This is a genomic window from Marinomonas vaga (assembly GCF_055388305.1).
In genome coordinates this window covers 528,092-553,688 of sequence record NZ_AP043903.1, presented here as the reverse complement: position 1 = coordinate 553,688, position 25,597 = coordinate 528,092, and the positions used below count along the sequence as shown (strand labels likewise).

Genomic DNA, 25,597 nt, shown 5'->3' with positions numbered 1-25,597 from the left:
CTCAATACCTTTTATCTTCTGTGCTCTAAACGGGCAAACTTGACGACCTTGTCCTCGATCTCCTGAATTTCGATCATGTAATTATCGACCCAAAGGCTGATTGGGTGCTCAGGGATGAACTCCAGTGTTTCTATGATGAGGCCGTTTAGAGTTTTAGGTCCGTCAGTGGGCAAATGCCAGCTTAGGGCCTTGTTAATGTCGCGAATGTGTGTGGACCCTTCGATACGGAAAGAGCCGTCATCCAGTAGGGCGATTTCTTCTTCTTCGTCTTGGGTGGGAGGGGTGAATTCACCTACGATCTCTTCCAAGATGTCTTCTAGTGCTGCAATACCTTGTACATCACCGTATTCGTCTACCACGATACCCATTTGCTGGTGATCTTTTTGGAAGTTCAGCAGTACTGTGTTGATAGAGGTACTTTCTGGGATGAAGTAAGGTTCTAGGGTAGCTTTCAGCAGCGCGGCTTTAGAAGGGTTCGGTTCGCGTAAGAATTGCGCCGCATGGCGGGCATGCAGAATACCGATGACCTTGTTGATCTCGCCATTGTAAACCGGCATACGGGTGTGACGGGATTCACAAATTTGTTCAATGATCTCTTCGATAGAGTCTTCAATGTCGATGCCGATGACTTCGTTTCTTGGCACCATGATGTCTTCAACAGAGACATTCTCTAAATCCAAAATGGACAGCAACATCTCTTGGTGAGCGGGTGGAATTAGGCCACTGGCTTCATTTACCACGGTGCGCAGCTCTTCAGAGCCTAGTTTGTCATTGCTGCCGTGGCTGCTGTGAACGCCAAAGAGGCGTAATAAGCCGTTAGACATGGTGTTCACAATCACCACCAAGGGGTATAAGGCTTTTAACAGAACGGTCAATCCCCAAGAAGCTGGGAATGCGATTTTTTCTGGGTGAATCGTTGCCATGGTTTTTGGTGTCACTTCGGCAAAGATCAAGATGATCAGAGTCAGAGCACCTGTTGCAATGGCCACACCAGCGTCTCCCCAAAGGCGAACCGCAATAATGGTCGCGATGGCGGAAGCCAGGATGTTGACGAAGTTGTTACCGATTAGGATTACGCCAATAAGACGATCTGGTCGCTCAAGAAGTTTGCTAGCCTTCTTGGCAGAACGGTGTCCATTCTTAACCAAATGCTTCAAACGATACTTATTGATCGAAAGCATGCTGGTTTCGGAACTAGAGAAAAACGCAGAGAGAATGATTAAGAAAACCAGTATTCCAGCCAGAATACTTAAGGGAACGTCGTTCAAAAAAATAATGCCTCAAATTTGGAGTAAGAACGGATTATTAGTTCTCGTTTGTTCGGTGTCAAATGCAACGATCAATTATTGAATATTTCCACTGCGATTTGTGTTCCAAAATAGCCGATCATAAGCAAAATAAAACCACTTAGCGTCAATTTAACGGCAAGCTGACCGCGCCACCCTAGGAAGTGTCTGCCTGTTAATAAGCCTGCAAACACAAACCATGATGCAATGGTAAACACCGTCTTGTGGACTAAGTGTTGCGCAAACATGTCTTCAATAAAATAGAAGCCAGTCGCCATGGTAATGCTAAGTAAGACAAATGCCGCCCAAATAAATTCAAACATAACGCGTTCTAGAACCTGTAACGGCGGTACACGCAGCAACTGGCGCAGATGGTGATGCTTTAATTGATATTCTTGGATTGCTAACAAAATGCCCACACCGCAAGCTGCCGTAAATAGGCTGTAGGCGACCGAGGCAATCAGTATGTGCATGGATGTGCCAAGGGATGTGCTGTGCAATTGTTTTAGATCCCAAGGGGCAATGGCGTTTAAGGCGATCATGATGGCTGCCAGCGGAAATGCCACGCTTAATAAGAGCGATAAGTCCTTATCTCGGTTACTAAACCAAAGCAATAGGTTGCCAATTAAGGAAATCAGTAGGCCAATGGTTAAAAAATCAAAGCCATCTTTGCTTCCCAGCAACTGAATTAAAGCCATGGTATGGATGACGATTGCTAGCGCCCCAAAGGTCTGTGTAGTGCGGGTGCTGGGACGTAAGAAGTACGTACCACCGGCAACAAGCGCGAGAATGCAAGCGAGCCAAAGCGAAAACTGAGTCATGTATAAGCCGATCCACTGGTTAAAACTATAGGGTGACGATCAAATCTTCGTTATAATAAAGTCAATTTCACCTTGGATAAACTGAATAACACGGTTTTTTCCATCTAGAGCAATTTTTTGAGGGCAACATGTTCGACAATTTATCGAATCGCTTAACGTCATCCTTAGATCGCATTCGCGGTCGAGCCAAACTCACCGAAGACAACATTAAAGATGTGTTGCGTGAAGTACGCATGGCACTTTTGGAAGCCGACGTGGCGTTGCCAGTGGTGAAAGACTTTATCGCTGCCGTGAAAGAGCGTGCGGTGGGAACAGAAGTCACCCGTAGTCTTAGTCCTGGCCAAGTCTTCCTTAAAATTGTTAAGCAAGAACTTGAAGCCGTTATGGGGCAGCAGAATGATGAGCTGAATCTACGTGCTACACCTCCCGCGGTGATCTTGTTAGCAGGTCTTCAAGGTGCAGGTAAAACCACCTCTGCAGGTAAATTGGCGAAATACCTTAAAGAGCGCCAAAAGAAATCGGTTTCGGTGGTCAGTGCCGACGTCTATCGTCCGGCAGCGATCAAACAGTTGGAAACCCTTGCCAATGATATTGGTGTGGACTTTATTCCAAGTGATATTTCTCAAAAGCCAATTGATATCGCGAACAATGCCATAGATGTGGCGAAGAAAGCTCACAAAGATGTGTTGATTGTCGATACGGCCGGTCGTTTGGCTGTCGACGAAGATATGATGGCGGAAATCAAAGCTCTGCACGGTGCCATTAATCCTGTTGAAACTCTGTTTGTCGTGGATGCCATGACCGGTCAGGATGCTGCCAACACGGCTAAAGCCTTTGGTGATGTGTTGCCGTTAACCGGTGTCATCCTAACGAAGACCGATGGTGATGCCCGTGGCGGTGCTGCACTGTCTGTACGTCATGTGACGGGCAAACCCATTAAATTTTTGGGTGTGGGTGAGAAGACCGATGCCCTTGAGCCGTTTTACCCTGATCGTCTAGCGTCCCGAATCTTAGGGATGGGGGACATGCTCTCTTTAATAGAAGAAGCAGAGCAGAAGATCGACAAAGACAAAGCGGAGAAGCTGGCAGGCAAACTGAAAAAAGGTAAGGGCTTCGATCTAGAAGACTTTAAAGAGCAGTTGCAGCAAATGAAAAACATGGGCGGTATGTCGTCTATGTTAGACAAGCTTCCAGGTATGGGTGGGCAGCTGGGTAATATCCAAGATCAGGTAAACGATAAGATGTTCGTTCAGATGGAAGCCTTGATCAACTCTATGACTCCAGCAGAACGCCGTAACCCAGATGTAATCAATGGTTCACGCAAAAAACGTATCTCTGCCGGTGCGGGTCTTCAGATCCAAGATCTAAATCGTCTTCTTAAACAGCACAAGCAAATGCAAAAGATGATGAAGAAGTTCAGCTCAAAAGGCGGAATGAAGAAAATGATGCGCGGAATGAGTGGTATGATGCCGGGCGGTGGTGGCTTTCCTGGGGGCGGCAACTTCCCGAAATTCTAATTCTTTTGCACCTAAGTTCTAGGCAACAAAGTAGAATTAAAAAATTGTTGAAAGGGCGATCAATTCGCCCTTTTGTTTTTCTGTGGAATCGACTAGAATATGCCGCCTTCTTGTACTAGGCCGATAACCAGCCTAACAAGAGGTGTTTCGTTAAGCAATAAGGAACCAATAATATGGTAACTATTCGTCTTTCTCGTGGTGGCTCTAAGAAGCGCCCTTTCTATCACTTGAGCGTGGCTGATAGCCGTCGTGCACGTGATGGTCGTTTTATCGAGCGTGTAGGGTTCTTTAACCCAATTGCACGTGGTCAAGAAGAACGTCTACGTATTGATCTAGACCGTGTTAATCACTGGGTAGGTCAAGGCGCACAACTTTCTGACCGTGTTGCTCAGCTTGTTAAAGAAGCTGGCAAAAACGCTTAATACTGAGGTAATGCAATGTCTTCATTAAAGCAAGCAAAAGCTCCTGAGCAGGCGCTTGTCGTAGGACGCATTACATCAGTGTACGGTGTTAAAGGGTGGGTGAAGTTATATTCACACACCGACCCAATGACTGGAATCTTTGATTACAAGCATTGGTGGCTGAAAACTCCTAGTGGGTGGAAAGTCATAGAGTTAAGCCAAGGTCGCGTTCAAGGACGTGGTTTGGTAGCAGCGATTAAAGGCTATTCAGATCGTGATCAGGTAAAAGAGATCTGCGGTATGGATGTCTATATTGATGCAAAAGATCTACCAGAACTGGACGAAGGTGATTTTTACTGGAGTCAGTTGGAAGGTCTAAAGGTAATCACCAAAGAAGGTGTTCTTCTAGGTAAGGTTTCTCAACTTATGGAAACTGGCGCAAATGATGTGTTGGTGGTTCGTGGTTGTGAAGGCAGCTTTGATCGCGAAGAACGTTTGATTCCCTATGTGCCAGATCAGTTTGTGCTAAACATTGATTTAGAGAAACAAGAGATGGTCGTGGATTGGGATCCAGACTTTTAAAATCGAGCGAGGCCTAGCGTGCGCATCGGTGTGGTAACACTGTTTCCGGAAATGTTCCAAGCCATTACCCAACATGGTGTAACGGGCAGGGCAATCAAATCTGGATTGATCGAGATTGATTTTTTCAACCCTCGAACGTTTACCCATGATAGGCACAATACGGTCGATGATCGACCTTATGGTGGTGGCCCTGGGATGCTGATGAAAGTTCAGCCCCTAAAAGATGCTATTGAGAGCGCCAAACAATGGGTGCCCAATGCAAAAGTTATTTATCTATCCCCTCAGGGGCGCACGCTAACGCAGGAAGGCGTGCAACAGCTTGCTAAACAAGCAGAATTTATTCTGGTAGCAGGCCGTTATGAAGGCGTTGATGAGCGTTTGATTCAATCTCAGGTTGATGAAGAGTGGTCCATTGGCGACTTTGTCCTAAGTGGTGGTGAGTTACCGGCAATGGTGTTGATGGACTCTGTCTTTCGCATGGTTCCCGGTGTGTTAGGTAAGCAGGCTTCCGCAGACGAAGATTCGTTTGCAGATGGATTGCTTGATTGCCCACATTATACTCGCCCCGAAGTACTAGACGGTGAACCTGTACCACCGGTACTACTTAGTGGCAACCATGAGGCGATACGGCGCTGGCGATTAAAGCAAAAGCTCGGAAGAACTTGGCAACGTCGGCCTGACCTTCTGCAGAACCTTGAGTTGGACAAGGAACAGCAGAAGTTGTTAAAAGAGTTTATTCGTGAAACTGAAGTTTCAACCTCGGCAGAGTAGGAATCACGAGCTAGTCGGAACGTTATAACCTTCGCGCCGATTAGAAACCATATCATTAGGAGTCAAATCCATGAGCAACAAAACTAAGCTGATTCAACAGCTAGAAGCAGAACAAATGAACAAAGAGATCCCAGCCTTCGGTCCTGGTGATACTGTTGTTGTTCAAGTTAAAGTTAAAGAAGGTTCTCGTGAGCGTCTACAGGCCTATGAAGGTGTTGTGATTGCAAAACGCAACCGTGGTCTTAACTCTGCGTTCACTGTACGTAAGATTTCTAGCGGTGTTGGTGTGGAGCGTGCGTTCCAAACTTACAGCCCACTAGTAGACAGCATTGAAGTGAAACGTCGTGGTGACGTTCGTCAAGCTAAAATCTACTTCCTACGTGATCGTTCAGGTAAATCTGCACGTATCAAAGAGAAATTGGCTAAGCGCTAATTCCTGTTTGGATTCAAAAAAAGGCGACTTCGGTCGCCTTTTTTTATGGAACTTCACCCAGTAAAAATGGCCTAATAGAGCTTCCTAGGACGTAGAGGTTATTATGAAACACGTAGCAAAAAGCTTATTTGTGGCCACGGCTTTATTTTTTGGAGTAAGCACAGCGGCTCAAGCAGATGAGCAAACCGTTCGCGACGCCATTGCTCAGGCATTACCTCAATACCAATTAGAATCCCTTGAACGTCATGAGGGGACTGGGCTATATGTTGCCACCTTGCAGAATGGCCCTGTGCTGCACGTAACCGCTGATGGCAGCTACTTATTGGCAGGGGACATGTACCGTGTAGAGGGCGGGAACCTAGTCAATGAAACAGAGCAGGCGAAGCTGGCGAAGATAGAGCAAATCCCAGAGTCTGAAATGGTGGTTTACAAAGCTGCCAATGAAAAAGCGCATATTTCAGTGTTTACCGATATCACCTGTGGTTACTGTCGCATGCTTCACAAAGAAGTAGAAACCTTGAATGATATGGGAGTGACCGTGCGTTACCTTGCTTATCCTCGAGCAGGTATAGGCTCAGAAGCTTACAATGATATGGTCAGCATCTGGTGTTCCGATGATCCTAAGAAATGGCTAACCGATGCCAAATTGGGTAAATCAGTGCCACAAAACACCTGTACCAATCCCGTTGCTAGCCAATACCGTTTAGGAAATGCGGTGGGTGTGCGTGGTACGCCGAGTATCATTTTGGATAATGGAAAATTCATTCCTGGATACTTGCCAGCAGAAGAATTGGCGAAAGAACTAAACTTATAGATTTATAGCGAAAAATTCTCTTAAACATGAGCCCAACTCAGGTTTTTCTACGTTGGGTTTATGGCCGTCTGGCGGTATAATCCTTGGTCACCTAATCGCTTGTCATCAGCGAATCAATATTATTAAAACCGTCAATTGTGGGGTATCGTTTTGAAACCGGTAAAAGTCGGACTTTGTGGGTTAGGAACTGTTGGTTCCGGTACATTTAACATTTTGCGTGACAACGCAGAAGAAATTACACGTCGTGTTGGCCGTAGCATTATTATTGAGCAAATTGGCGCACGTCGAGATAACCCTACCTGCGATACCACAGACGTAAACATTACCCGTGATATTTTTGATGTTGCCAGCAATCCTGAAATCGACATCGTCGTGGAATTAATTGGCGGTACATCTGTTGCTCGTGACCTTGTGTTGCTCGCCATCGAAAATGGCAAACATGTTGTTACGGCAAACAAAGCGCTGATTGCTGAGTGCGGCAACGAGATTTTTGCTAAAGCTCAGGAAAAGGGCGTTATGGTTGCTTTTGAAGCGGCTGTTGCGGGTGGCATTCCAATCATCAAGACCTTACGCGAAGGCTTGTCTTCCAACCATATCGAGTGGCTGGCTGGTATCATTAATGGTACTGGCAATTTCATCATGACTGAGATGAGTGAAAAGGGCCGTGCTTTTGATGATGTGTTGAAAGAAGCCCAAGAGCTAGGCTACGCTGAAGCGGATCCAACCTTTGATGTTGAAGGGATCGATGCAGCCCACAAGCTGACTATCCTGGCTTCCATTGCCTACGGCATTCCACTGCAATTTGAAAAAACCTACACCGAAGGCATCAGCCGCATTACAGCGGAAGATGTGGCCTTTGCTAGTGAACTAGGATATTCCATCAAGCATTTGGGTATCGCCCGTCGTACTAAACTGGGTGTTGAGTTACGTGTTCACCCTACGCTGATTTCTCATAAAACATTGCTTGCAAGCGTTAATGGCGTCATGAACGCCGTAATGGTTAAAGGCGATGCTGTAGGGCCAACATTGACTTACGGTGCTGGTGCTGGAGCGATGCCAACAGGGTCTTCTGTCGTCGCTGACATTATCGATGTGGCACGTACCCTGACTGCCGATCCGACTAATCGTGTACCTCATTTGGCCTTCCAAGCAGACCGTTTGTCTGATCTGGAAGTTTTGCCTATGGAAGAAATTGAGTGCGGCTTCTTCTTGAATATGACCATTCAAGATCGTGCTGGCGTGTTGGCAAACATCACTCAAATCCTTTCTACCAACGGCATCAGCATTGAATCTGTGATTCAGCGTGAGCGCGAAGGCAGTGAGCTTGTGCCATTGGTTGTGATGACCCACGACGTAAAAGAACGCAATATGAATGCTGCCATCGCAGCCATTGAAGCTTTGCCAGATGTAGCGGGTGCGGTTCAGCGTATTCGCGTTGAGAATTTGGCATAAGAGGATAAGACAATGAAATACATTTCTACTCGCGGCCAAGCTCCAGCATTAAGCTTTGGTGATGTGTTATTGGCTGGTTTGGCCAGTGATGGTGGCTTGTATGTGCCAGAAAAACTACCAACATACTCCAAAGATGAAATCGCATCTTGGGCGTCTTTAAGCTATCAAGAGCTTGCTTTTAAGGTGATGTGGCCATTCGTTGAAGGGGAAGTGCCTGCTGATGAATTCAAGCGCATGATCGACGAAGCCTACGCTGGCTTTAATCACTCTGCTGTCGCACCTATGGTGCAAACGGATAACAACGAGTGGGTGTTGGAATTATTCCGTGGTCCAACCTTGGCATTCAAAGACTTTGCGTTGCAATTGCTGGGTCGTTTGATGGACTACGTGCTAGGCCAACGTGGCGAGAAGCTAGTGATTCTAGGGGCGACTTCTGGTGACACAGGTTCTGCTGCGATTGAGGGTTGCCGCCATTCTGAGCATTTGGACATTTTCATCCTGCATCCTTACCAGCGCGTGTCTGAAGTACAGCGCCGTCAAATGACCACAGTGATTGATGATAACGTGTTCAACATTGCTGTGAAGGGTAACTTCGACGATTGTCAGGGCATGGTCAAAGCCAGCTTCGCAGATCAAGGTTTCCTAAAAGGTGCTAAACTGGGTGCGGTGAACTCGATTAACTGGGCGCGTATTATGGCTCAGATCGTTTACTACTTCTCTTCTGCTCTAGCGGTAGGCGGTCCACATCGTAAAGTGTCTTTCTCTGTGCCAACGGGTAACTTCGGTGACATCTTTGCCGGTTACTTAGCGAAGCAAATGGGCTTACCTATTGACCAGCTTGTGGTAGCGACGAACCAAAACGATATTCTGCACCGCACGATCGCGACCAACGACATGAGTCGTCAAGCTTTGAATGTGACGCTTTCTCCTAGTATGGATATTATGGTGTCGAGTAACTTCGAACGTCTATTGTTTGATGCCCATGGCCGTGACAGTGCAGCAATAGCTGATCTTATGGCGCGCTTTAATGCAGGGGATGTGACCTTGAATGACCAAGCATGGTCGTTTGTAAAAGAGAACTTCGATAGCTACAAAGTGGATGATACTCGTACTTGTGAAGTGATCTCAGAGGTGTTTAACGCCACTCAGTATCTGCTTGACCCTCATACGGCTATTGGTCTTGAAGCAGCGCGTCAGTGCTGGAAAGACAAGTCTGTGCCTATGATTACATTGGCAACGGCGCACCCTGTGAAATTCCCTGAAGCGGTAGAGAAAGCGGGCTGTGAATCTCCTAGCTTACCAGAGCATATGAAAGACTTGTTCGAGCGCACAGAGGCTTACGAAGTGCTTGAGAACAGCTTGGCAGACGTACAATCCTACGTTGCTAAGAATATCTAATTGCTAACGCAATAGGGTAAACGAGTCTTCTCGTTTACCCTGCTTCCTCTCCTGAGTACCTTTTCTATGAACCTAATCCTACTGTCGCCTGAGCAACAGCTATCGGAACAGCGCTATGCCTTGTCTGAACGCCAGTCTAAGCACTTAGCCGAAGTGTTGAAGAAGTCCCAAGGAGACAGTGTTCGAGTGGGTTTAATGAATGGCTTAATCGGCGAGGCTGAGCTGGATACAGCATTGCAACAGGTTGAGCTAAAGAGCTTGTCTACCGCCCCTCCTGAAGCCTTACCGATTGAACTTGTATTGGCTTTACCAAGACCAAACATGCTGAAACGTACCTTGTTAAACGTGACAGCCATGGGGGTAAAGCGCATCCATTTATTAAACTCAGCGAAAGTCGAAAAGAGCTACTGGCAGAGTCCAGTATTAGAGCCGGAATCACTGCATCAGTTTCTCTTAGAAGGTTTGGAGCAGGCTAGGGATACGGTATTACCTACGATTACTTTCCATAAACGTTTTCGTCCATTTGTTGAAGATGTTTTACCCGAGTTGCTAAAAACGCAGCGAGGCTTGTTAGCGCATCCCTATCAAGCATCCCCTTGCCCTGTGGCGTTGGATGAGCCCTGTGTTTTAGGGATTGGCCCAGAAGGCGGTTGGAATGAGTTTGAAGTTGAGAAATGGTTAGAAGCCGGTATGGAAATGGTTCATATCGGTGATCGTATTCTTAAAGTGGAAACGGCTGTTCCGGTACTTTTATCGCGTTTATACCCACCTAATTGATAAAACTAAATTAGCGGTACGGCTAACTTTTAGGCTATTGTGGTTAATTGAAAACATTGGAAATTGGATTTTTAATGCAAAAAGAGCCGCGGAGTACTTCATTTCAGACGCTTAGTAGGTGGTTGTCCGCTATATTGCGCCCTAGTGCCTCCTCTCAAGCTGTTTCAGATGCTTCGCGCAAAATATTTATTATTAACTTGTTTTGTCTGGTAATGGTTTTGTTTACGGCATCATTTGCCGTTTACGGACTAATACAGAGTAAATGGGAGGTGATTTATGATTTGCTTCCTTTTACTGCTCTGTATGTTTTTATTTATTTCTGGCTTCGTCGTACTCAAAATCATGTCCTTTGCGGCAACTTAGTTCTTTATCCCCTTTATGTTGTGATGCTGTATTTGGTCTACAGTGGTGGTGTCCATGGTACGGGCCTTGTTTGGATTTATTGTATTCCGCCAATGACGTTGTTTTTGCATGGGGTTAAGCGTGGAGGCATCGAGGTAGCGCTGTTTACCATTGGCTTAGTGGTGATTTTATTTGTTATGAAAACACCGTTTGACGAGCTAGGTTACCATCCAGATCTTAAATCTCGAATTGTGTATTCCTTTCTTTTAATCGCCTGCCTTTCGCTTATTTATGAATATGTCTCGTCTCGTTTTAATCACTCTTTACGCCATCAGTTATCGGTAAAGTTAGAGGAGGTTGCTATGACGGATCACCTAACGGGGTTATTAAGTCGTCATGGTTTGGAGCAACGTTTACAGGCAGAAGAATGGTGGATGCCTAATGTATGGCTTGTCAATGTGGATTGTTTAAAAGGCATTAATGAGGAATTTGGTCATACTCTAGGGGATGAATACCTCAAAGCTTTGGTGGATAGCATGCATGCCTTTTTTGAAGGTAGATCTGTTCTGATATCCAGATGGGGCGGAGAAGAATTCTTAATTGTTTTAAATGACACCGGTGATCAAAGTGAGCTCGCAAATGAGCTGCGTGAAATGATGGCAAAGGCTTCAGTTCAGGTGTCAAGCAGGCAGCGCAGGACCATATCTACCTCAGTAAGTATAGGGATCACTATAATGCGTGCAGGCGAACCCATTTCAACAACGCTTGGACGTGCTTATAAAGCTTTGTATCAAGCTAAAGAGGCTGGGCGGAACCGAGTTGATTCCCTTTAAATCGCGTTATTAGTGTTTTTTCTATTCCTCAGTCACGCAAATATCCACCAAATTAATAAAACTTTACTGGTTGTGTGGTCAACTTTTAAGCTATTGTGCACTGATTGAGTAAATGCAAAGCTGGGCTGTTAATGGGAAAAGTGTCAAATAGTGTCCTACATCAGAAATTTAGAAGATGGTTATTAGCCACTTTACGTGCAGGGACCTCTTCTAAATCCATTTCGGATGATTCGCGCCGCACATTTATTATTAATTTGTTTTGCCTGGTGGGGGTGTTGTTTACTGCGCCATTAGGCATTTTGGCTCTTATTCATGGCAGTCTATTGGTCGGGTTTGGCCTGATATCTGTCGCTGTCTTGTACTTTTTTAACCACCTTTTTATTCGCCGCACTCAAAATCACGTGCTCTCTGGCAATGTCATTCTCTATCCTCTTTATGCTTTGATGCTGTATTTGGTGTACAGCGGTGGAGTGAATGGAACTGGGCACGTTTGGATTTATTGTATCCCTCCGGTTTCGTTATTTTTGCATGGGTTAAAGCGCGGCTTAACTGAAGTTGTGTTGTTTACCGTTGGCTTAGTGGTGATTTTATTTTTGCTTGATACGCCCTTTGATGATCTCGGTTATCACCCAGATCTGAAGTCTCGAATTGTCTATTCCTTTGTTTTAATAAGCTTTTTGTCGACCATTTATGAATACATATCCTCTCGATTCAATAAATCCTTACAGCAACTATCGATAAAATTAGAGCAAGCCGCTACGACAGACCCTTTGACAGGGCTGCTTAATCGTCGAGGGTTAGAGCAGCACTTTTTGGCAGAAGAGTGGTTGATGCCTAATGTATGGCTTATGGACGTGGACTTTTTTAAACGTATTAACGATGAATTCGGTCACGACCTTGGAGATGAATATCTCAAAGCATTAGCAGATACTATGTCGACTTTTTTTCAGGGTAAGCCTGTTTTGATTTCTAGATGGGGTGGTGAAGAGTTCTTGATTGTGCTGAATAATATGGAAGATCAAAGTGAATTGGCAAACAAGTTACGTGAAGTGCTGGGTTTGGCATCGGTTCAGGTGTCTGATGGGCAACGTAAGAGTATCTCTTCTTCAGTGAGTATTGGGGTCACTATGATGCGTGCAGGAGAGTCGATTACAACGGCGCTTGGGCGTGCAGACAAGGCATTGTACCAAGCGAAAGAAATGGGGCGAAACCGCATTGAGAAGGTTTGAGCCTCGTTCTAGAAAGAATTAGGTATAAAAAAAGCGCTCCTTGGAGCGCTTTTTTTAATTAATGGTTACGGACTTTTGAGCCGATCAAACCATAGTATGCAATAAAGACATAACAAAGGGCTGGCAGGATGAAGGATACCTGTAGGCCAATTGTGTCTGCAAAGCCGCCTTGAACTACCGGTACGATGGCACCACCTACAATCGCCAGACAAAGCAAACCTGAGCCACGGCTGGTGTTTACCCCAAGACCTTTTAGCGCCAAGCTGAAGATCGTCGGGAACATGATGGAGTTACATAGACCCACAAGCAAGATCGACCACATGGCAACGCTGCCAGAGCTAAAGATCGCAATCAGGATTAAGGCAACCGCAGCCACACTGTTAAAGGCTAGTAGCTTGCCTGCAGCGATTTTCTGCATCAGCACGGCACCAGCAAAGCGGCCTATCATTGCTCCGCCCCAGTAGTAGGCAATGTAATGGGCAGCTTGTGCTTCAGGTAGGCCTGCCACTTCTTCTAGACCGAAGAAGTTCACCAAGAAGCTACCAATCGATACTTCCGCGCCCACATACATGAACAGAGCAACGGCTCCAAGGATCAGGTGGCGGTATTCTGTGAGACGAGTATTTTCATCTCCAGTGGCGGTTTCGTCTTCTTCAAGGTTGGGGGTTGGCAAAGAGATTTTTGTGAAGATCAGCGCCAATAGCACCAACATCACGGCTAAACCGAAGTAAGGCACGATGACGCTTTCAGCTTCGGCTGTGTCCGTTGCAAACTCTGTGACGGCGGAGAAAATCAATACACTGCCGATGATAGGTGCCACTGTTGTACCCAAGGAGTTGAATGCTTGAGTCATGGTCAAGCGGCTAGAGGCGGTCTCTGAAGGTCCCATTACGGTCACTAAAGGGTTCGCTGCCACTTGCAGGATAGTGATGCCGGATGCCAACACAAATAAGGCCGTTAGGAAAATCCAGTAGGTTTGTGCTTTTGCTGCGGCGATGAATAGTAGGCAGCCTGCTGCTGCGATTAATAGGCCGATCCCTAGGCCTCGTTGGAATCCTACCTTTTTAATCAGGTTCCCTGCTGGCACAGACACCAAGAAGTAAGCGCCGAAGAAACACATTTGAATCAACATGGCTTGGGTGTAGTTCAGTGAGAAAACTGATTTAAGGTGAGGGATAAGAACGTCATTTAGAGAGGTGATGAAACCCCACATAAAAAACAACGAAGTTAGAGCAACAAGCGCGAAGCGTTGACTGGACGCGCCCTGGCTCGAAACAGAGGTTTGAGAGCTCATAGTATCGACCTATTACAATCGTTTAAATGGGATGGTTATAGGGCGCTGGATCATACCCGAGCTCGGTTGTATGTTGATCAAATATTGTGAAAGATACGGTATAAATCCACGTATCATGCATATTCAAAAGAGAAGTGTAACGGATTCTTGCATTATGAAAGATACTCTTCCGCATATTTTGCGGAAGAGTAGGTTAGCTTGTGAAAGGTATTTATTCTGGATCTCGAATGGTGGCTCGGGGGGCAGTAGAGTGGTTGTTATCGGTGACGGTAAATCGCTGGATCTGCTGGGTGATTTTATGGCCCAGTTTCATCACATCGCTACCGACCTTAGCTGACTCGGCGCTGTGCATTTGCACTTCTTCAAAGCTGTCATTCATACGCTCATAGCTATGAGTTACTTCGACAAAGTTACTTTGCTGCTGGGAAATAGACAGGCCAATACTTTTGACCTTGTTAGCAATCATTTCCATGGCATCGTTCACAGTATTGAGAGTCACCTTGCTGTCCTCAACTTGTTGCACGGATAAGGAGGCGCTGGCACCGCTTTCCTCCATCAATTTGGCAACCTCTGATGTACTGTTTTGGATGGCGGAAACCATATTGCTGACTTCGTTAGTGGACTCTCGAGTTCGGGACGCGAGGGTTCGCACTTCGTCTGCGACCACCGCAAACCCGCGTCCCGCTTCTCCTGCACGGGCTGCTTCAATGGCTGCATTCAATGCCAGTAAGTTGGTCTGCTCTGCAATGTCATTAATGACACTGATGATGCCTGTGATCTGGGTCGTGTCTTGTTTCAAAACCCCTAAAGCGTCTAGCGCACGGGAAAGATCTTCAGACATGGTTTGCATGGTGGCTGAAACGGTTGAAATGCTCTGCATACTGTCAGCAACCGTAGCAAGACCTTGGTTACTTGAATCATCGATGTCTGTTAGTTCTTGTGCGACGTCAGCCGATGATTGGTGGGTTTGGTCGAGGAAGTCTCTTACGTTATCTGCCTGCGCTTTTTGACTGTCGTTGGCTGCATTGAGGCGATTGATTACGGCAGAGGTGTCTTGAGAGATAGGTTCCAAGCGCACTACGGATTTTAAGACAGTAGACAGGGTGTTATCGATTTGAGCGATAAAATCGTTGATGCCATTGGCTAGCATTCCCACTTCGTCTTTGGATTGCACTGGTAAACGTTGCGTCAGGTTGCCCTCACCTTGGGCCAGATCTTCTACTAAATGCACCATTTGTTTAATGGGGCGAGTAATGTAGAGCGCTAATACATAGCTCAAAAGGGGACCTACGATCAAAGCAATAACTGAGAGTAGCAGGGTATTGCGTTCTATTGTTTGTTGCAGCGCTGCAATGGGGGCTAAGGCTTCGTCCACGCTCTGCTCGGTTATCAAGCCCCACTTTAGACCATGAATCGTAAGAGGTTGGTAGCTGACTAATACATCTTGCCCCAGATAGTTTGTTATTTGATCATTGCCAGATTTCCCTGCTAAAGCGGCGTCTATTGTGGTGCCTTGAATCGGAAAACTACTGATCGTTGTGTTTAAACTATCGATTTCACTGAGTATGTTCTGGTCGATTCCTGTGTCTGCAAGGTCAGCCAGATAGCTTTGTTTATCTTCATAAAAAGGTCGCACATTACTGCGCAGAGTGTGATCGCTACCAACTAAGTAGCTTTGTCCAGTGTTACCAAGTCCCACTTGTTTCCAGTTTTGACCCGAGTTGACGGTGTTATTTATCTCATCCACAGGCATTTGGAAAATGAGAACGGCAATCAGATTATTGCCGTCGAAGATTGGAGTTGAGATAAACGATGCGGGGGCATTGTAGGAAGGGCCATAGGCGGCGAAGTCCGTTAGGGTGATATCGCCAGGTTTTGATGCGGTTAATGCGCCAGCAAAAGCTTTACCTATCCCTGTGTCTTTATAAGGGCCTGTTTTAAGGGAGGTGGCGAAGTCCAGCTCCTTAAATACGCTATAGACTATATTGCCGGAGTTCGCATCAGCAATGAACACATCGTAGTAGCCAAAATTCTGTTGAAAAGTGCGCATCATAGAATGGTAGTGGCTGTGTACAGCATCGTATTCGCTGCCATTTTTAGCACTGATCAGCGTGTCTTTTTCACCTAGCGGCGCAGGGTTATTGGCAATGTAGTTCGCTTGGAGTAGGGTCGCAACGGGGCTTATTTGATCCAGCAAGGCGGTTGGATTAGAGGAGCGGTCTAGATTGAGTGAAGCAAATTGCTGGTCGAATTCGTTTACGTAATAGTCTCTCAAAGCGGCTTTGCTTTGTGCGAGATCCTGCCTGTGTTGTTGCTCATATACAAAGAAAGCTTTGGTGAATTCCTTGGCCGCATCAATGATGGCCTTGTCAGTGGCAAAAGTTCGTACTTGTTTGTCGATAAAACCAAAATAGGTACTAATCGATTCAGCAGTTAGAGAAGACACTCCAGTGAGTTTTTCTTGGGCGTTTTGTGTGAGGGATCTAGAACCTTCTTCCAGAGCGTTTTGGCTCAGAGTGAAGCCAATAATCAGGGCAGGGACAAAGGCTAAACAGGTCCCTAATAAAATGATTCTTGATTTGATAGTCAAACCCATGCACGAATTCCTTGTTTGCTAGTAGGTAAAGGGGGTGTGTTTATTAAGCAAGTTTCAGTCCTGTCTACCCCTTTGAAATGTAGGGTTTGTGTTAATATTAGTAAAAATTTAAATGAGTACCACAATGCGAGTTTTGACACGAGAAGTTGTACCCGAGAGCCCGTCTACGTTTCCCGCGAGTTTCCCTCCGACCTTGGCGCGTATTTATCAATCCCGAGGCGTTAACAATTTTCAAGAATTGGAATACAAACTAGCCAGTTTAGAGCATCCCAAGCACTTTTTTGATATTAGCAACGCGGCCAATATTCTGGCAGATGCGATCGAAACAGGGCAGCGCATACTCATTGTTGGCGATTTTGATGCAGACGGTGCCACTTCCACGACCTTAGGTATCTTGGCAATGCGTGCCATGGGAGCTATCGATCCCCAGTACCTGGTTCCGAATCGTTTTGAATACGGCTACGGGTTGACCCCCGAAATCGTTGAATTGGCTCAAGAGCTAGAGCCGGATGTGTTGGTCACGGTGGATAATGGCATTGCCAGTCTTGACGGTGTAGCGGCGGCAAAGGCGGCAGGCATGAAAGTGGTCGTCACAGATCATCACCTTCCAGGGGATGAGTTGCCCAATGCGGATGCGATTGTGAACCCGAACCATCCTGAGTGTGGGTTTTCTAGCAAAGCCTTGGCGGGCGTTGGGGTGATTTTTTATGTGATGTCCGCGCTCAGGGCAGAACTGTCTTCTCGGAATTGGTTTGAACGTGAGCACATTCCTCGTCCAAATATGGGGGATTATTTGGATCTTGTGTCTCTCGGCACTGTGGCGGATGTGGTGGCACTGGATGCAAATAACCGTATCTTGGTGCAGCAAGGACTGCAGCGTATTCAGGAAGGCAAGGCCCGCCCTGGGATCCTAGCTCTGCTGGAGCTAGGTGGGCGTGATCATGCTCGTATCAAGGCCACAGACTTGGGCTTTGTGGTGGGACCAAGACTGAATGCCGCAGGTCGATTGGATGACATGTCTATTGGTATTGAATGCCTATTAGCAGAGCAGCCTATGTTGGCGCGCTCCTATGCGGAGCAACTGGATCAGTTAAACCGAGAGCGCAAGTCCATTGAGTCGGACATGAAGCAACAGGCGGAGCAGTATCTGGCTGGATTGGATGACGATCAGGATTTACCTAATGGCATGTGTTTTTACCAGCCAGATTGGCACCAAGGGGTGATAGGGATTCTCGCATCGCGCATGAAAGAAAAGTGCCACCGACCTGTGATAGCGTTCGCAAAAGTCGATGACGTTAACCTGAAAGGCTCAGCTCGCTCCATTCCAGGGGTGCATATTCGAGATGCTTTGGATCTCTTAGCCAAGCGCCATCCGCATCTATTGAGTAAGTTTGGGGGGCATGCCATGGCCGCAGGAATGTCCATCCGTGAAGCGGATTATGCTGAATTTGCAAAAGCATTTGATGAGATCATTACGGACTGGGTGACGCCTGAACAGCTTGAAGCCACTCTGTACACAGATGGCCCGTTGTTGCCTCAAGACTTTAGTTTGGAATTTGCAGAACAGCTGCATCGCGCTGGCCCTTGGGGACAGGCATTTCCTGAGCCCTGTTTTGACGGGGAGTTTGAGCTTTTGCAACAGCGTATTGTGGGGCAAAAGCATCTAAAACTGACCTTAAGAGAGCCTAGCTCCGGGTTGCTGGTGGATGGAATTCACTTTTTTGTGGATTTGTCCTTATGGCCAAATACCGCGTCCCGAGCACGATTGGTGTACAAGCTGGACGTCAATGAGTTTCGAGGGCAACGTAACTTGCAATTGATGGTGGACTACATAGAGCCGATTGCATAAATAGGGCGTTAAAACACGAGTATTTGCATTATCAGGGGCGGCAACTTGCTGAGAATAGGATATAATCTGCGGCCCCCATTTAACCACATATACTATTTCCAGGAGTTCATTCATGGCTGCACTGGTTCTTGACGGCAAGCAATGCGCGAAAGAAACCGAAGAGCGTTTAGCAAAACAAGTTGCTGAACTGAAAGCGCGTACCGGCGGTACCCCAATTTTAGCAACCATTTTGGTTGGTGCTGATCCAGCATCCGCAACCTACGTAAAGATGAAAGGAAACGCTTGTCGCCGTGTAGGCATGGATTCGCTTGCTATTGAATTGCCAGAAACAACCACAACTGAAGAGCTGTTGGCAAAAATCGATGAGTTGAATAACAACTCAGATGTACATGGCATCCTATTGCAACACCCTGTACCACATCAAATTGACGAACGTGCATGTTTTGACGCGATTGCTGCCCACAAAGATGTAGACGGCGTTACCTGTCTAGGCTTTGGTCGCATGGCGATGCAAGAACCTGCATACGGAGCAGCAACGCCTGCTGGCATCATGCGTATACTTGAAGCCTACAATATCCCGTTAGAAGGCAAACACGTTGTGGTAGTAGGTCGTAGTCCTATTCTTGGTAAGCCAATGGCAATGATGATGTTGAATGCCAATGCTACCGTGACTATCTGTCACTCACGCACCCAAAACCTTCCTGAGTTTGTGAAGCAAGCAGACGTGATCGTTGGGGCTGTAGGCAAGCCTGAGCTGATCAAAGCGGAATGGATTAAAGATGGCGCAGTGGTTGTCGATGCTGGCTACCATCCTGGCGGTGTTGGTGACATCGAGTTGGCACCTTTGGTGGATCGTGTAGCCGCTTACACACCGGTACCAGGCGGTGTGGGTCCGATGACCATCAATACTTTGATTCTGCAAACACTAGAATCTGGCCTAAAACAAATAGGCTAAACTTGAATCTAGATATGTGACCCTAATATAGGTCAACATAGAGAGCCGTGCCTTCGGGTACGGCTTTGTTTTTTATCGAATACAAAAAGGCTAAATCCATGTCTACAGAAATGCTGCTCGACGCCCTCGACTTTGATCTGATTGCCGATGTCTTTGTGACCGAATCGATTTCTGCGTCTCCTGCAGAACTTCACGGTCAGTTGTGTGGTTATCTTGCTTCCGGTGTGAACCTACCATTGGAAGATTGGTTGACCATGGTGGCTGAATTCTGCGACATCGAAGGCTGGAAAGAAGATGCTAGTCGTGAAGCCATCGTTGAGCTGTACCAATCAACACAAGCGCTATTTAAAAATGGCGAGTATGCTCTGGTGCCTTGCATCAGTGATGACGATGCGCCAATCAGTGAGCGTGGCACTACTTTATCCCAGTGGGCTCATGGATTCTTAGCAGGTTATGGCTTGTCTGGCCGTAAAGAAAAATTGTCAGATGACACGAAACAAGTGCTGCAAGATTTTGCCAACATTTCCGCCATGCAGGGAGATATGAAGGATCTTGAAGAGAACAATGACAATGAAACGGACCTAATGGAATTAATTGAGTACGTTCGTTTGTCCGCTATGATGCTCTACTCAGAGCACCATGGGGTGTCAGAGTCGCCTGATGCGGAGCAGTCGCCACGTTTCCACTAATACTATGCGGCTCTAAAGTGTCAGAAAGTTAATTCAGTTGTGAGTGTTAAACGAGGTGTACATGACGTTATCTAAAGAAATCTATCAAGCCCGCCGTCGTCAATTGATGGCTGCTTTGCCAGACAACACGGTAGCTGTGATTCGCGCAGGCGAGTTGTGCACCCGTAACAACGACTGTGATTATGAGTTCCGTCCGAATTCGAGCTTCTATTACTTGACGGGTTTCAGTGAGCCCAGCGCGGTTTTGTTCATTCTTGGTGATGGTACAAGCCATCTGGCGGTCCTACCGAAAGACCCTGAACGAGAGCAATGGGATGGCTTTCGCCATGGCATTACGGGGGCCATGCAAGATTTTGGAATGGACCAAGCGGTTGAATTAGATGAGCTGGATGATCTGGCACTAGAGCTGCTTGATGGCGCGAGCGACATCGCACTTTTGATGGCGGATGAATACTTACGTGATCAAGCCCTCGCCTGGCGCGATGCTTTAGCGGCTAAAGCTCGCATGGGGGCTGTGGCACCTGTGTCTTTGCTGGATCTGTCTGATCCATTGTTTGAAATGCGCTTAATCAAAGATGCTGCGGAAATAGAGATCATGGAAAAGGCCGCGCAAATCAGCGTGGAAGCGCACAAACAAGCGATGAAATCCGTGCAGCCAGGCATGATGGAATATCAACTCGAAGCCGAGCTGAACTACGTCTTTATGAAAAACGGAGCCCGTGTTCCCGCTTACAACAACATAGTGGCCTCTGGTAGTAATGCTTGTGTACTGCATTACATTAAAAACGACGAATTGATCGAAGATGGTGATCTCATCTTGATTGATGCAGGGGGAGAGCTTAGTTGCTATGCCTCAGACATCACTCGTACCTTCCCTGCCAATGGCAAATTTTCTGAACCACAAGCTAAGTTGTATCAAGTGGTGCTGGATGCCTACCACGCAGGCTTGGCGAAAATGACCGTTGGTGCTGCCTATGAAGACTTTCACAATGCCGCGGTGGAAGTGCTGACCCAAGGTTTAGTCACTCACGGATTGCTGCAAGGGGATGTGGCGGACTTGATTGAGCGCAAAGCCTATCGCGACTTTTACATGCACAATACCGGACACTGGCTGGGATTAGATGTTCATGATTGTGGCCGATATAAAGTCGATGGGGTGTCTCGCCCTCTTGAAGCTGGCATGGTGGTGACCCTTGAACCTGGACTGTATGTGAACCCAGACAATGAATCCGTTGACGAGCAGTGGCGTGGTATCGGCATTCGCATCGAAGACGATATTTTGATACGAGAAGAAGGTCCTTACGTACTGACTCATGGGTTAGCAAAAGAAATTGATGATATTGAAGCGTTAATGGCGTCCCGATAAAGGGAGCCTAGTAAAGGCAGGAAGTAGCATGGCCAGAGAATATGACGTAATTATCTTAGGTGCCGGTATGGTCGGCGCATTGACTGCAGTGCTGACAGCACAAAAGGGGCTGACGGTTGCTCTAATAGATAAGCACTCGGGGCAGTTTGATTTATCCGTTCCACCCGCTTATGACGCTCGAGTCAGTGCTATTTCCTTGTCTTCTCAGCAGCTGTTAGAAGCGGCGGGAGCCTGGCAAAGAATCGATAAAAGCCGCCTAGCACCCTATCACAAAATGGTCGTCTGGGATGGTTTAGGTGATGGCTATGTGGATTTTGATGCACACCAATTTCAACGTGGGGATCTTGGGCAACTCGTTGAAAACGCCGTGTTATGCGATGCGTTAATGCAGTGCGTACAAGACACCCGTGGTATTGATCTTTATCTCGGTCAAAGTGTTGAAGAGCAAGGTTATACTGCCCAGGGTGTCGCTGTGACATTGACGTCCGACCGTCAATTAGAGGCCTCCGTATTGATTGCCGCGGATGGCGCAAATTCTCAGGTCCGTTTGAATAACGGCTTTGATACTGTGGAATGGGACTATGGTCACCATGCCATAGTGACGACTGTTGAAATCGACCAGCCCCACCAAAACACCGCTTGGCAAGCCTTTGGTGAAGAGGGGATCTTGGCATTTTTACCTTTGCCCAGTGTGGCGGATCGCCATTTCGTCTCCATTGTCTGGTCCGTAACGCCAGAAGATGCGCAAGCGCTAATGGCGCTGGACGAAGCTAAATTCTGTCAGCGATTACATTATGCGACGAACCGCCGCTTTAACGCCTTGTCTTTGACCGTGCCGCGCCAAGCCATTCCTTTACGCCAGCGCCATGCAAAACACTATGTGCAAGAGAACATTGCCCTAGTGGGGGATGCGGCTCATACGATCCACCCTTTAGCCGGTCAAGGGGCGAACTTAGGCTTTTCAGATGTGAGTGCCTTGGTTCCTATTTTGGTGAAAGCCCATCAGCGTGGTGAAGCCCTAGGCAGCTTAAAAATCTTGCGCCGTTATCAGCGTGCTCGCATGTTGGATAACATTGCCATGTCTGCCTCCATGGAAGCGTTTAAGCGTACCTTCTCTACCCAGCAACCTATGGTGGTTCAGTTGCGCAATATAGGGATGAGTCTGTGCCATAGGTCTGTTTCCGTAAAGCGGCAGCTCGTCGCCCATGCTGCGGGTATAAAATAACCTATTCAATCATTCTGATTAAAAGAGAACCTTGGTTCTCTTTTTTTGTCTATGTCATTTCATATATTAGATTTAAAGCAAGTTTGTGCTTGCTAAGCTTGAAAAATATGTAAACAAAAACGGTTTTCATTTATAGTTTCATTGGTGCGGGCACGTTAGCCCATGGGTTGCATTCAATGAAACCGTCGCAAACAAGAAAAAGGTTGTGTAATGATGTCATCGCTTAAAACTCTAGCTCTGAAAAACTCTTCTCATATGGCTAAAGGTGTTTCCCTTGCTGTGATCTTAGGATCTTCTTTTGGTTCTGTAATGACCTATGCGGCAGGTGAGGTGAATGTCTACTCAGCACGCAAAGAAGCTTTGATTGAACCTGCTCTTGATGCCTTTTCAAAAGCTCATAATGTGACCGTAAACCTTGTCACAGGCAGTGCCGATGCTTTGTTGCGTCGTCTTCAAGTTGAGGGAGATGCGAGCCCTGCGGATGTCTTTATTACCGTGGATGCGGGACGTTTATATCGTGCGAAAGATGCGGGTGTACTGCAAGCATTTGAGACCGATGTGCTAAATGATGTGGTGCCCGACAACCTACATGACCGTGATGGTTACTGGTACGGCCTGTCCCAGCGTGCCCGAGTGATTTTCTATAACCCTGAGAAAGTCCAAGCGTCTGAATTATCTACCTACGAAGCCCTAGCTGATGCGAAATGGAAAGGTCGTATTTGCATGCGCTCGTCATCAAATATCTATAACCAGTCCCTTGTTGCATCTATGATTGAGTCGGACGGTGAAGCTGCGACCCAGGAGTGGCTCAATGGCATAGTGAAAAACTTTGCTCGCCCACCTGTTGGAGGGGATACTGACCAATTGAAAGCGGTCGCAGCGGGTGTGTGTGACATTACTTTAGCAAATACTTATTATTATGGTCGTTTAGGTCAAAGTGACGATGCAAATGATCGTGCAGTATATGACGACGTGGCACTGTTCTGGCCTAACCAAGAGGAAGGGGACCGTGGTGCCCATGTGAACGTAAGTGGCATTGGCCTGACTGCGGCGGCATCAAACATTGAAAACGCAAAATTGTTGGTGGAGTTCCTAACGAACCATGAAAGCCAAGTTTGGTATGCGGATGTCAATAATGAATACCCAGTGGTGGAAGGCATTGCCCCGCCAAAGAGCTTGCAACCATTTGGGGATTTCCGTGCTGATACCATGTCTTTGAGTGTTCTAGGTGATAACAACCGTAAGGCGGTTGAGATGATGGATATTGCCGGCTGGAAATAAATATATTTGAGAATTTGACTTTATGTCATCGATAACAAGTCGTTTGCCCGCAGCGCAGGAGCGTCGCGGGCTTCCTTGGTTAAAAATCAGTGCCATCAGTGTTGCTCTGTTGTTAGCGCTTCCTGTTGCCATTATTTCGATCAATGTGTTTTTAGGGGGCGGTGAAGTATGGACCCATCTCTATAACACTTTGTTGTGGGATTATATTTCCAACTCTCTATTGCTGATGATTGGGGTGACTCTTGGTACCTTGGTTATTGGTGTGCCCGCCGCATGGCTTACCAGTGTCTGTGATTTTCCTGGACGAAGAGTTTTCTCTTGGGCGCTGCTGTTACCTTTGGCCATGCCAGCTTACATTATTGCTTATACCTACACTGGGTTGTTGGATTTTGCTGGCCCAGTGCAAACCTTTATTCGTGACGTCACTGGATTAGGGTATGGCGACTATTGGTTCTTTGAGATGCGCTCCTTAGGCGGTGCCCTGGTGATGCTGTCCTTGGTGTTGTATCCCTATGTGTACCTCATGAGTCGAGCAGCCTTTTTAGAGCAATCTGCTAACACCCTAGAAGTCTCCAGAACATTGGGTTACTCCGCTCCCGCGGCGTTTTTACGTTTGGCTTTGCCCATGGCGCGTCCTGCAATTGTGGCAGGGGTTACTCTTGCCATGATGGAGACACTAGCGGACTACGGTACGGTGCAGTATTTTGGCGTGACCACCTTCACCACTGGCATCATGCGTACCTTTTATGGTTTTGGTGATTTGGCGGCTGCTTCTCAGTTGGCAGGTATTCTGCTGTTGTTTGTGGCCGTGCTGATTTTTACCGAACGCTATTCACGTCGCCGTATTTCTTACCATGCTTCTGGGCTACGTAAAGCCAGCGATAGAACTCTAAAACTAACTGGTATAAAAGGATGTTTGGCCTTTGCCATGTGCTTTTTGCCTATTTTAGGTGGATTTATACTGCCGGCTGGGGTGTTGTCTTATTGGGCTATATTTAAGGCTGAAAGCGTTGGCTGGGACTTTGTGATTCTGTCTTGGAATTCGTTTTATTTGGCGGCCTTGGCTGCGCTTATAGCTGTGTCTTTGGCCCTCGTACTGGCCTATGCTGCACGCTTGCATAATACGCGTTCGGTTAATACCGCAGTGACGAGTGCAGGGTTAGGGTATGCCTTGCCAGGTACGATTATCGCCATAGGTGTGATAGTCCCCCTTGCTTGGTTGGATCATCGCCTGATTGATTTTGCCAAGGCTGTGTTCGGGGTCAAAATCGGGTTATTCTTTTCTGGCACCATTGCCGCCTTGTTGTTTGCTTATACTGTTCGTTTTATGGCGGTATCCTTAGGCTCGGTGCAAAGTGGCCTTGGTAAAGTGAAGCCTAGTATGGACATGGCTGGGCGTTCGTTAGGTTGTTCGCCATCTCAGGTGTTGAAGCGCATTCATATTCCACTGATGAAGAGTTCAGTGCTGACGGCTCTTTTAATCGTGTTTGTGGACGTGCTAAAAGAGCTGCCCGCAACTCTGATCTTGCGGCCATTTAATTTTAATACGTTGGCGGTTCGTGCATTTGAGTTGGCGTCGGACGAGCGTTTGATCGATGCGGCTCCAGCATCACTAATGATTGTATTAGTGGGATTACTGCCGGTTATTTTGTTGAGCCGATCTATTTCTGCCACGCATCACTAGGG

At 46.9% G+C, this 25,597-nt stretch carries 22 protein-coding genes; 18 read left to right on the top strand and 4 right to left on the bottom strand.

Features of this window, described 5'->3' with window-relative positions; genetic code table 11:
• Positions 1-11 precede the first annotated feature (11 nt).
• Together ACZ5DR_RS02505 and ACZ5DR_RS02500 are read right to left on the bottom strand one after the other, a co-directional pair.
• Positions 12-1,268, bottom strand: coding sequence for an HlyC/CorC family transporter (locus tag ACZ5DR_RS02505; protein WP_377364179.1), 1,257 nt, complete (start codon positions 1,266-1,268; stop codon positions 12-14).
• 71 nt (positions 1,269-1,339) lie between these two features.
• Positions 1,340-2,107 (bottom strand): cytochrome C assembly family protein, encoded by a 768-nt coding sequence (locus tag ACZ5DR_RS02500; RefSeq protein WP_377364177.1) that lies wholly within the window; start codon positions 2,105-2,107, stop codon positions 1,340-1,342.
• 128 nt (positions 2,108-2,235) lie between these two features.
• Here ACZ5DR_RS02500 and ffh point away from each other — a divergent pair, with 128 nt between their 5' ends.
• The 11 genes from ffh to ACZ5DR_RS02445 all read left to right on the top strand — a co-directional run bounded on the left by ffh (position 2,236) and on the right by ACZ5DR_RS02445 (position 12,656).
• The gene (gene ffh / locus ACZ5DR_RS02495; RefSeq protein ID WP_377364175.1) at positions 2,236-3,624 is read left to right on the top strand and encodes a signal recognition particle protein; all 1,389 of its coding nucleotides are present in this window, start codon (positions 2,236-2,238) and stop codon (positions 3,622-3,624) included.
• A gap of 173 nt (positions 3,625-3,797) precedes the next feature.
• Positions 3,798-4,046 carry a 30S ribosomal protein S16 gene (gene rpsP / locus ACZ5DR_RS02490; RefSeq protein ID WP_377364173.1) on the top strand — a complete coding sequence of 83 codons (249 nt, stop codon included), beginning with the start codon at positions 3,798-3,800 and terminating at the stop codon, positions 4,044-4,046.
• 15 nt (positions 4,047-4,061) lie between these two features.
• A complete protein-coding gene (gene rimM, locus ACZ5DR_RS02485) occupies positions 4,062-4,607 on the top strand; it encodes a ribosome maturation factor RimM (RefSeq protein WP_377364171.1) in 546 nt (181 codons plus the stop codon).
• Positions 4,608-4,658: 51 nt separating this feature from the next.
• Positions 4,659-5,378 (top strand): tRNA (guanosine(37)-N1)-methyltransferase TrmD, encoded by a 720-nt coding sequence (gene trmD, locus ACZ5DR_RS02480; RefSeq protein WP_464543906.1) that lies wholly within the window; start codon positions 4,659-4,661, stop codon positions 5,376-5,378.
• Positions 5,379-5,448: 70 nt separating this feature from the next.
• Positions 5,449-5,811 (top strand): 50S ribosomal protein L19, encoded by a 363-nt coding sequence (gene rplS / locus ACZ5DR_RS02475; protein ID WP_377364168.1) that lies wholly within the window; start codon positions 5,449-5,451, stop codon positions 5,809-5,811.
• Positions 5,812-5,914: 103 nt separating this feature from the next.
• Positions 5,915-6,625, top strand: a complete 711-nt coding sequence (gene dsbC / locus ACZ5DR_RS02470) for a bifunctional protein-disulfide isomerase/oxidoreductase DsbC (protein ID WP_377364166.1) — start codon at positions 5,915-5,917, stop codon at positions 6,623-6,625.
• Positions 6,626-6,775: 150 nt separating this feature from the next.
• The gene (locus tag ACZ5DR_RS02465; protein ID WP_377364164.1) at positions 6,776-8,077 is read left to right on the top strand and encodes a homoserine dehydrogenase; all 1,302 of its coding nucleotides are present in this window, start codon (positions 6,776-6,778) and stop codon (positions 8,075-8,077) included.
• A 12-nt stretch (positions 8,078-8,089) separates the two neighbouring features.
• Complete coding sequence (gene thrC / locus ACZ5DR_RS02460; RefSeq protein WP_377364162.1) at positions 8,090-9,475, top strand: threonine synthase; 1,386 nt, start codon at positions 8,090-8,092, stop codon at positions 9,473-9,475.
• 66 nt (positions 9,476-9,541) lie between these two features.
• A complete protein-coding gene (locus tag ACZ5DR_RS02455) occupies positions 9,542-10,252 on the top strand; it encodes a 16S rRNA (uracil(1498)-N(3))-methyltransferase (protein WP_377364160.1) in 711 nt (236 codons plus the stop codon).
• A gap of 74 nt (positions 10,253-10,326) precedes the next feature.
• The gene (locus tag ACZ5DR_RS02450) at positions 10,327-11,427 is read left to right on the top strand and encodes a GGDEF domain-containing protein (protein ID WP_377364158.1); all 1,101 of its coding nucleotides are present in this window, start codon (positions 10,327-10,329) and stop codon (positions 11,425-11,427) included.
• A gap of 131 nt (positions 11,428-11,558) precedes the next feature.
• Complete coding sequence (locus tag ACZ5DR_RS02445) at positions 11,559-12,656, top strand: GGDEF domain-containing protein (protein WP_377364156.1); 1,098 nt, start codon at positions 11,559-11,561, stop codon at positions 12,654-12,656.
• A gap of 58 nt (positions 12,657-12,714) precedes the next feature.
• On the opposite strand, the gene ACZ5DR_RS02440 is transcribed toward ACZ5DR_RS02445, so the two are convergent.
• Together ACZ5DR_RS02440 and ACZ5DR_RS02435 are read right to left on the bottom strand one after the other, a co-directional pair.
• On the bottom strand, positions 12,715-13,950 hold the full coding sequence (locus tag ACZ5DR_RS02440) for a sugar MFS transporter (RefSeq protein WP_377364154.1): 1,236 nt from the start codon (positions 13,948-13,950) through the stop codon (positions 12,715-12,717).
• A gap of 211 nt (positions 13,951-14,161) precedes the next feature.
• Positions 14,162-16,546, bottom strand: coding sequence for a methyl-accepting chemotaxis protein (locus tag ACZ5DR_RS02435; protein WP_377364152.1), 2,385 nt, complete (start codon positions 16,544-16,546; stop codon positions 14,162-14,164).
• Positions 16,547-16,670: 124 nt separating this feature from the next.
• Between ACZ5DR_RS02435 and recJ the strand changes: the two genes are divergently transcribed.
• From recJ to ACZ5DR_RS02400, 7 genes are all read left to right on the top strand, one after another.
• Positions 16,671-18,395, top strand: a complete 1,725-nt coding sequence (recJ, locus tag ACZ5DR_RS02430; RefSeq protein ID WP_377364150.1) for a single-stranded-DNA-specific exonuclease RecJ — start codon at positions 16,671-16,673, stop codon at positions 18,393-18,395.
• Positions 18,396-18,507: 112 nt separating this feature from the next.
• Positions 18,508-19,350, top strand: coding sequence for a bifunctional methylenetetrahydrofolate dehydrogenase/methenyltetrahydrofolate cyclohydrolase FolD (gene folD / locus ACZ5DR_RS02425; RefSeq protein ID WP_377364149.1), 843 nt, complete (start codon positions 18,508-18,510; stop codon positions 19,348-19,350).
• A 98-nt stretch (positions 19,351-19,448) separates the two neighbouring features.
• Complete coding sequence (locus tag ACZ5DR_RS02420; protein ID WP_377364147.1) at positions 19,449-20,039, top strand: UPF0149 family protein; 591 nt, start codon at positions 19,449-19,451, stop codon at positions 20,037-20,039.
• 61 nt (positions 20,040-20,100) lie between these two features.
• On the top strand, positions 20,101-21,405 hold the full coding sequence (locus ACZ5DR_RS02415) for an aminopeptidase P N-terminal domain-containing protein (RefSeq protein ID WP_377364145.1): 1,305 nt from the start codon (positions 20,101-20,103) through the stop codon (positions 21,403-21,405).
• A gap of 28 nt (positions 21,406-21,433) precedes the next feature.
• Positions 21,434-22,630, top strand: a complete 1,197-nt coding sequence (locus tag ACZ5DR_RS02410) for a UbiH/UbiF/VisC/COQ6 family ubiquinone biosynthesis hydroxylase (protein ID WP_377364143.1) — start codon at positions 21,434-21,436, stop codon at positions 22,628-22,630.
• A 309-nt stretch (positions 22,631-22,939) separates the two neighbouring features.
• Positions 22,940-23,911: a Fe(3+) ABC transporter substrate-binding protein gene (locus tag ACZ5DR_RS02405; RefSeq protein WP_464543905.1), complete on the top strand. Its 972-nt coding sequence runs from the start codon at positions 22,940-22,942 to the stop codon at positions 23,909-23,911.
• 22 nt (positions 23,912-23,933) lie between these two features.
• Positions 23,934-25,595 (top strand): ABC transporter permease, encoded by a 1,662-nt coding sequence (locus ACZ5DR_RS02400; RefSeq protein ID WP_377364139.1) that lies wholly within the window; start codon positions 23,934-23,936, stop codon positions 25,593-25,595.
• The last annotated feature ends 2 nt before the right edge of the window (positions 25,596-25,597 follow it).

Excerpts from the sequence above, each read along its gene's own strand:
- ACZ5DR_RS02500 (WP_377364177.1), bottom strand. The coding sequence starts at position 2,107 with ATGACTCAGTTTTCGCTTTGGCTCGCTTGCATTCTCGCGCTTGTTGCC.
- ffh (WP_377364175.1), top strand. The coding sequence starts at position 2,236 with ATGTTCGACAATTTATCGAATCGCTTAACGTCATCCTTAGATCGCATT.
- rpsP (WP_377364173.1), top strand. The coding sequence starts at position 3,798 with ATGGTAACTATTCGTCTTTCTCGTGGTGGCTCTAAGAAGCGCCCTTTC.
- rimM (WP_377364171.1), top strand. The coding sequence starts at position 4,062 with ATGTCTTCATTAAAGCAAGCAAAAGCTCCTGAGCAGGCGCTTGTCGTA.
- trmD (WP_464543906.1), top strand. The coding sequence starts at position 4,659 with ATGTTCCAAGCCATTACCCAACATGGTGTAACGGGCAGGGCAATCAAA.
- rplS (WP_377364168.1), top strand. The coding sequence starts at position 5,449 with ATGAGCAACAAAACTAAGCTGATTCAACAGCTAGAAGCAGAACAAATG.
- dsbC (WP_377364166.1), top strand. The coding sequence starts at position 5,915 with ATGAAACACGTAGCAAAAAGCTTATTTGTGGCCACGGCTTTATTTTTT.
- thrC (WP_377364162.1), top strand. The coding sequence starts at position 8,090 with ATGAAATACATTTCTACTCGCGGCCAAGCTCCAGCATTAAGCTTTGGT.
- ACZ5DR_RS02455 (WP_377364160.1), top strand. The coding sequence starts at position 9,542 with ATGAACCTAATCCTACTGTCGCCTGAGCAACAGCTATCGGAACAGCGC.
- ACZ5DR_RS02450 (WP_377364158.1), top strand. The coding sequence starts at position 10,327 with ATGCAAAAAGAGCCGCGGAGTACTTCATTTCAGACGCTTAGTAGGTGG.
- ACZ5DR_RS02445 (WP_377364156.1), top strand. The coding sequence starts at position 11,559 with ATGGGAAAAGTGTCAAATAGTGTCCTACATCAGAAATTTAGAAGATGG.
- ACZ5DR_RS02440 (WP_377364154.1), bottom strand. The coding sequence starts at position 13,950 with ATGAGCTCTCAAACCTCTGTTTCGAGCCAGGGCGCGTCCAGTCAACGC.
- ACZ5DR_RS02435 (WP_377364152.1), bottom strand. The coding sequence starts at position 16,546 with ATGGGTTTGACTATCAAATCAAGAATCATTTTATTAGGGACCTGTTTA.
- recJ (WP_377364150.1), top strand. The coding sequence starts at position 16,671 with ATGCGAGTTTTGACACGAGAAGTTGTACCCGAGAGCCCGTCTACGTTT.
- folD (WP_377364149.1), top strand. The coding sequence starts at position 18,508 with ATGGCTGCACTGGTTCTTGACGGCAAGCAATGCGCGAAAGAAACCGAA.
- ACZ5DR_RS02420 (WP_377364147.1), top strand. The coding sequence starts at position 19,449 with ATGTCTACAGAAATGCTGCTCGACGCCCTCGACTTTGATCTGATTGCC.
- ACZ5DR_RS02415 (WP_377364145.1), top strand. The coding sequence starts at position 20,101 with ATGACGTTATCTAAAGAAATCTATCAAGCCCGCCGTCGTCAATTGATG.
- ACZ5DR_RS02410 (WP_377364143.1), top strand. The coding sequence starts at position 21,434 with ATGGCCAGAGAATATGACGTAATTATCTTAGGTGCCGGTATGGTCGGC.
- ACZ5DR_RS02405 (WP_464543905.1), top strand. The coding sequence starts at position 22,940 with ATGACCTATGCGGCAGGTGAGGTGAATGTCTACTCAGCACGCAAAGAA.
- ACZ5DR_RS02400 (WP_377364139.1), top strand. The coding sequence starts at position 23,934 with ATGTCATCGATAACAAGTCGTTTGCCCGCAGCGCAGGAGCGTCGCGGG.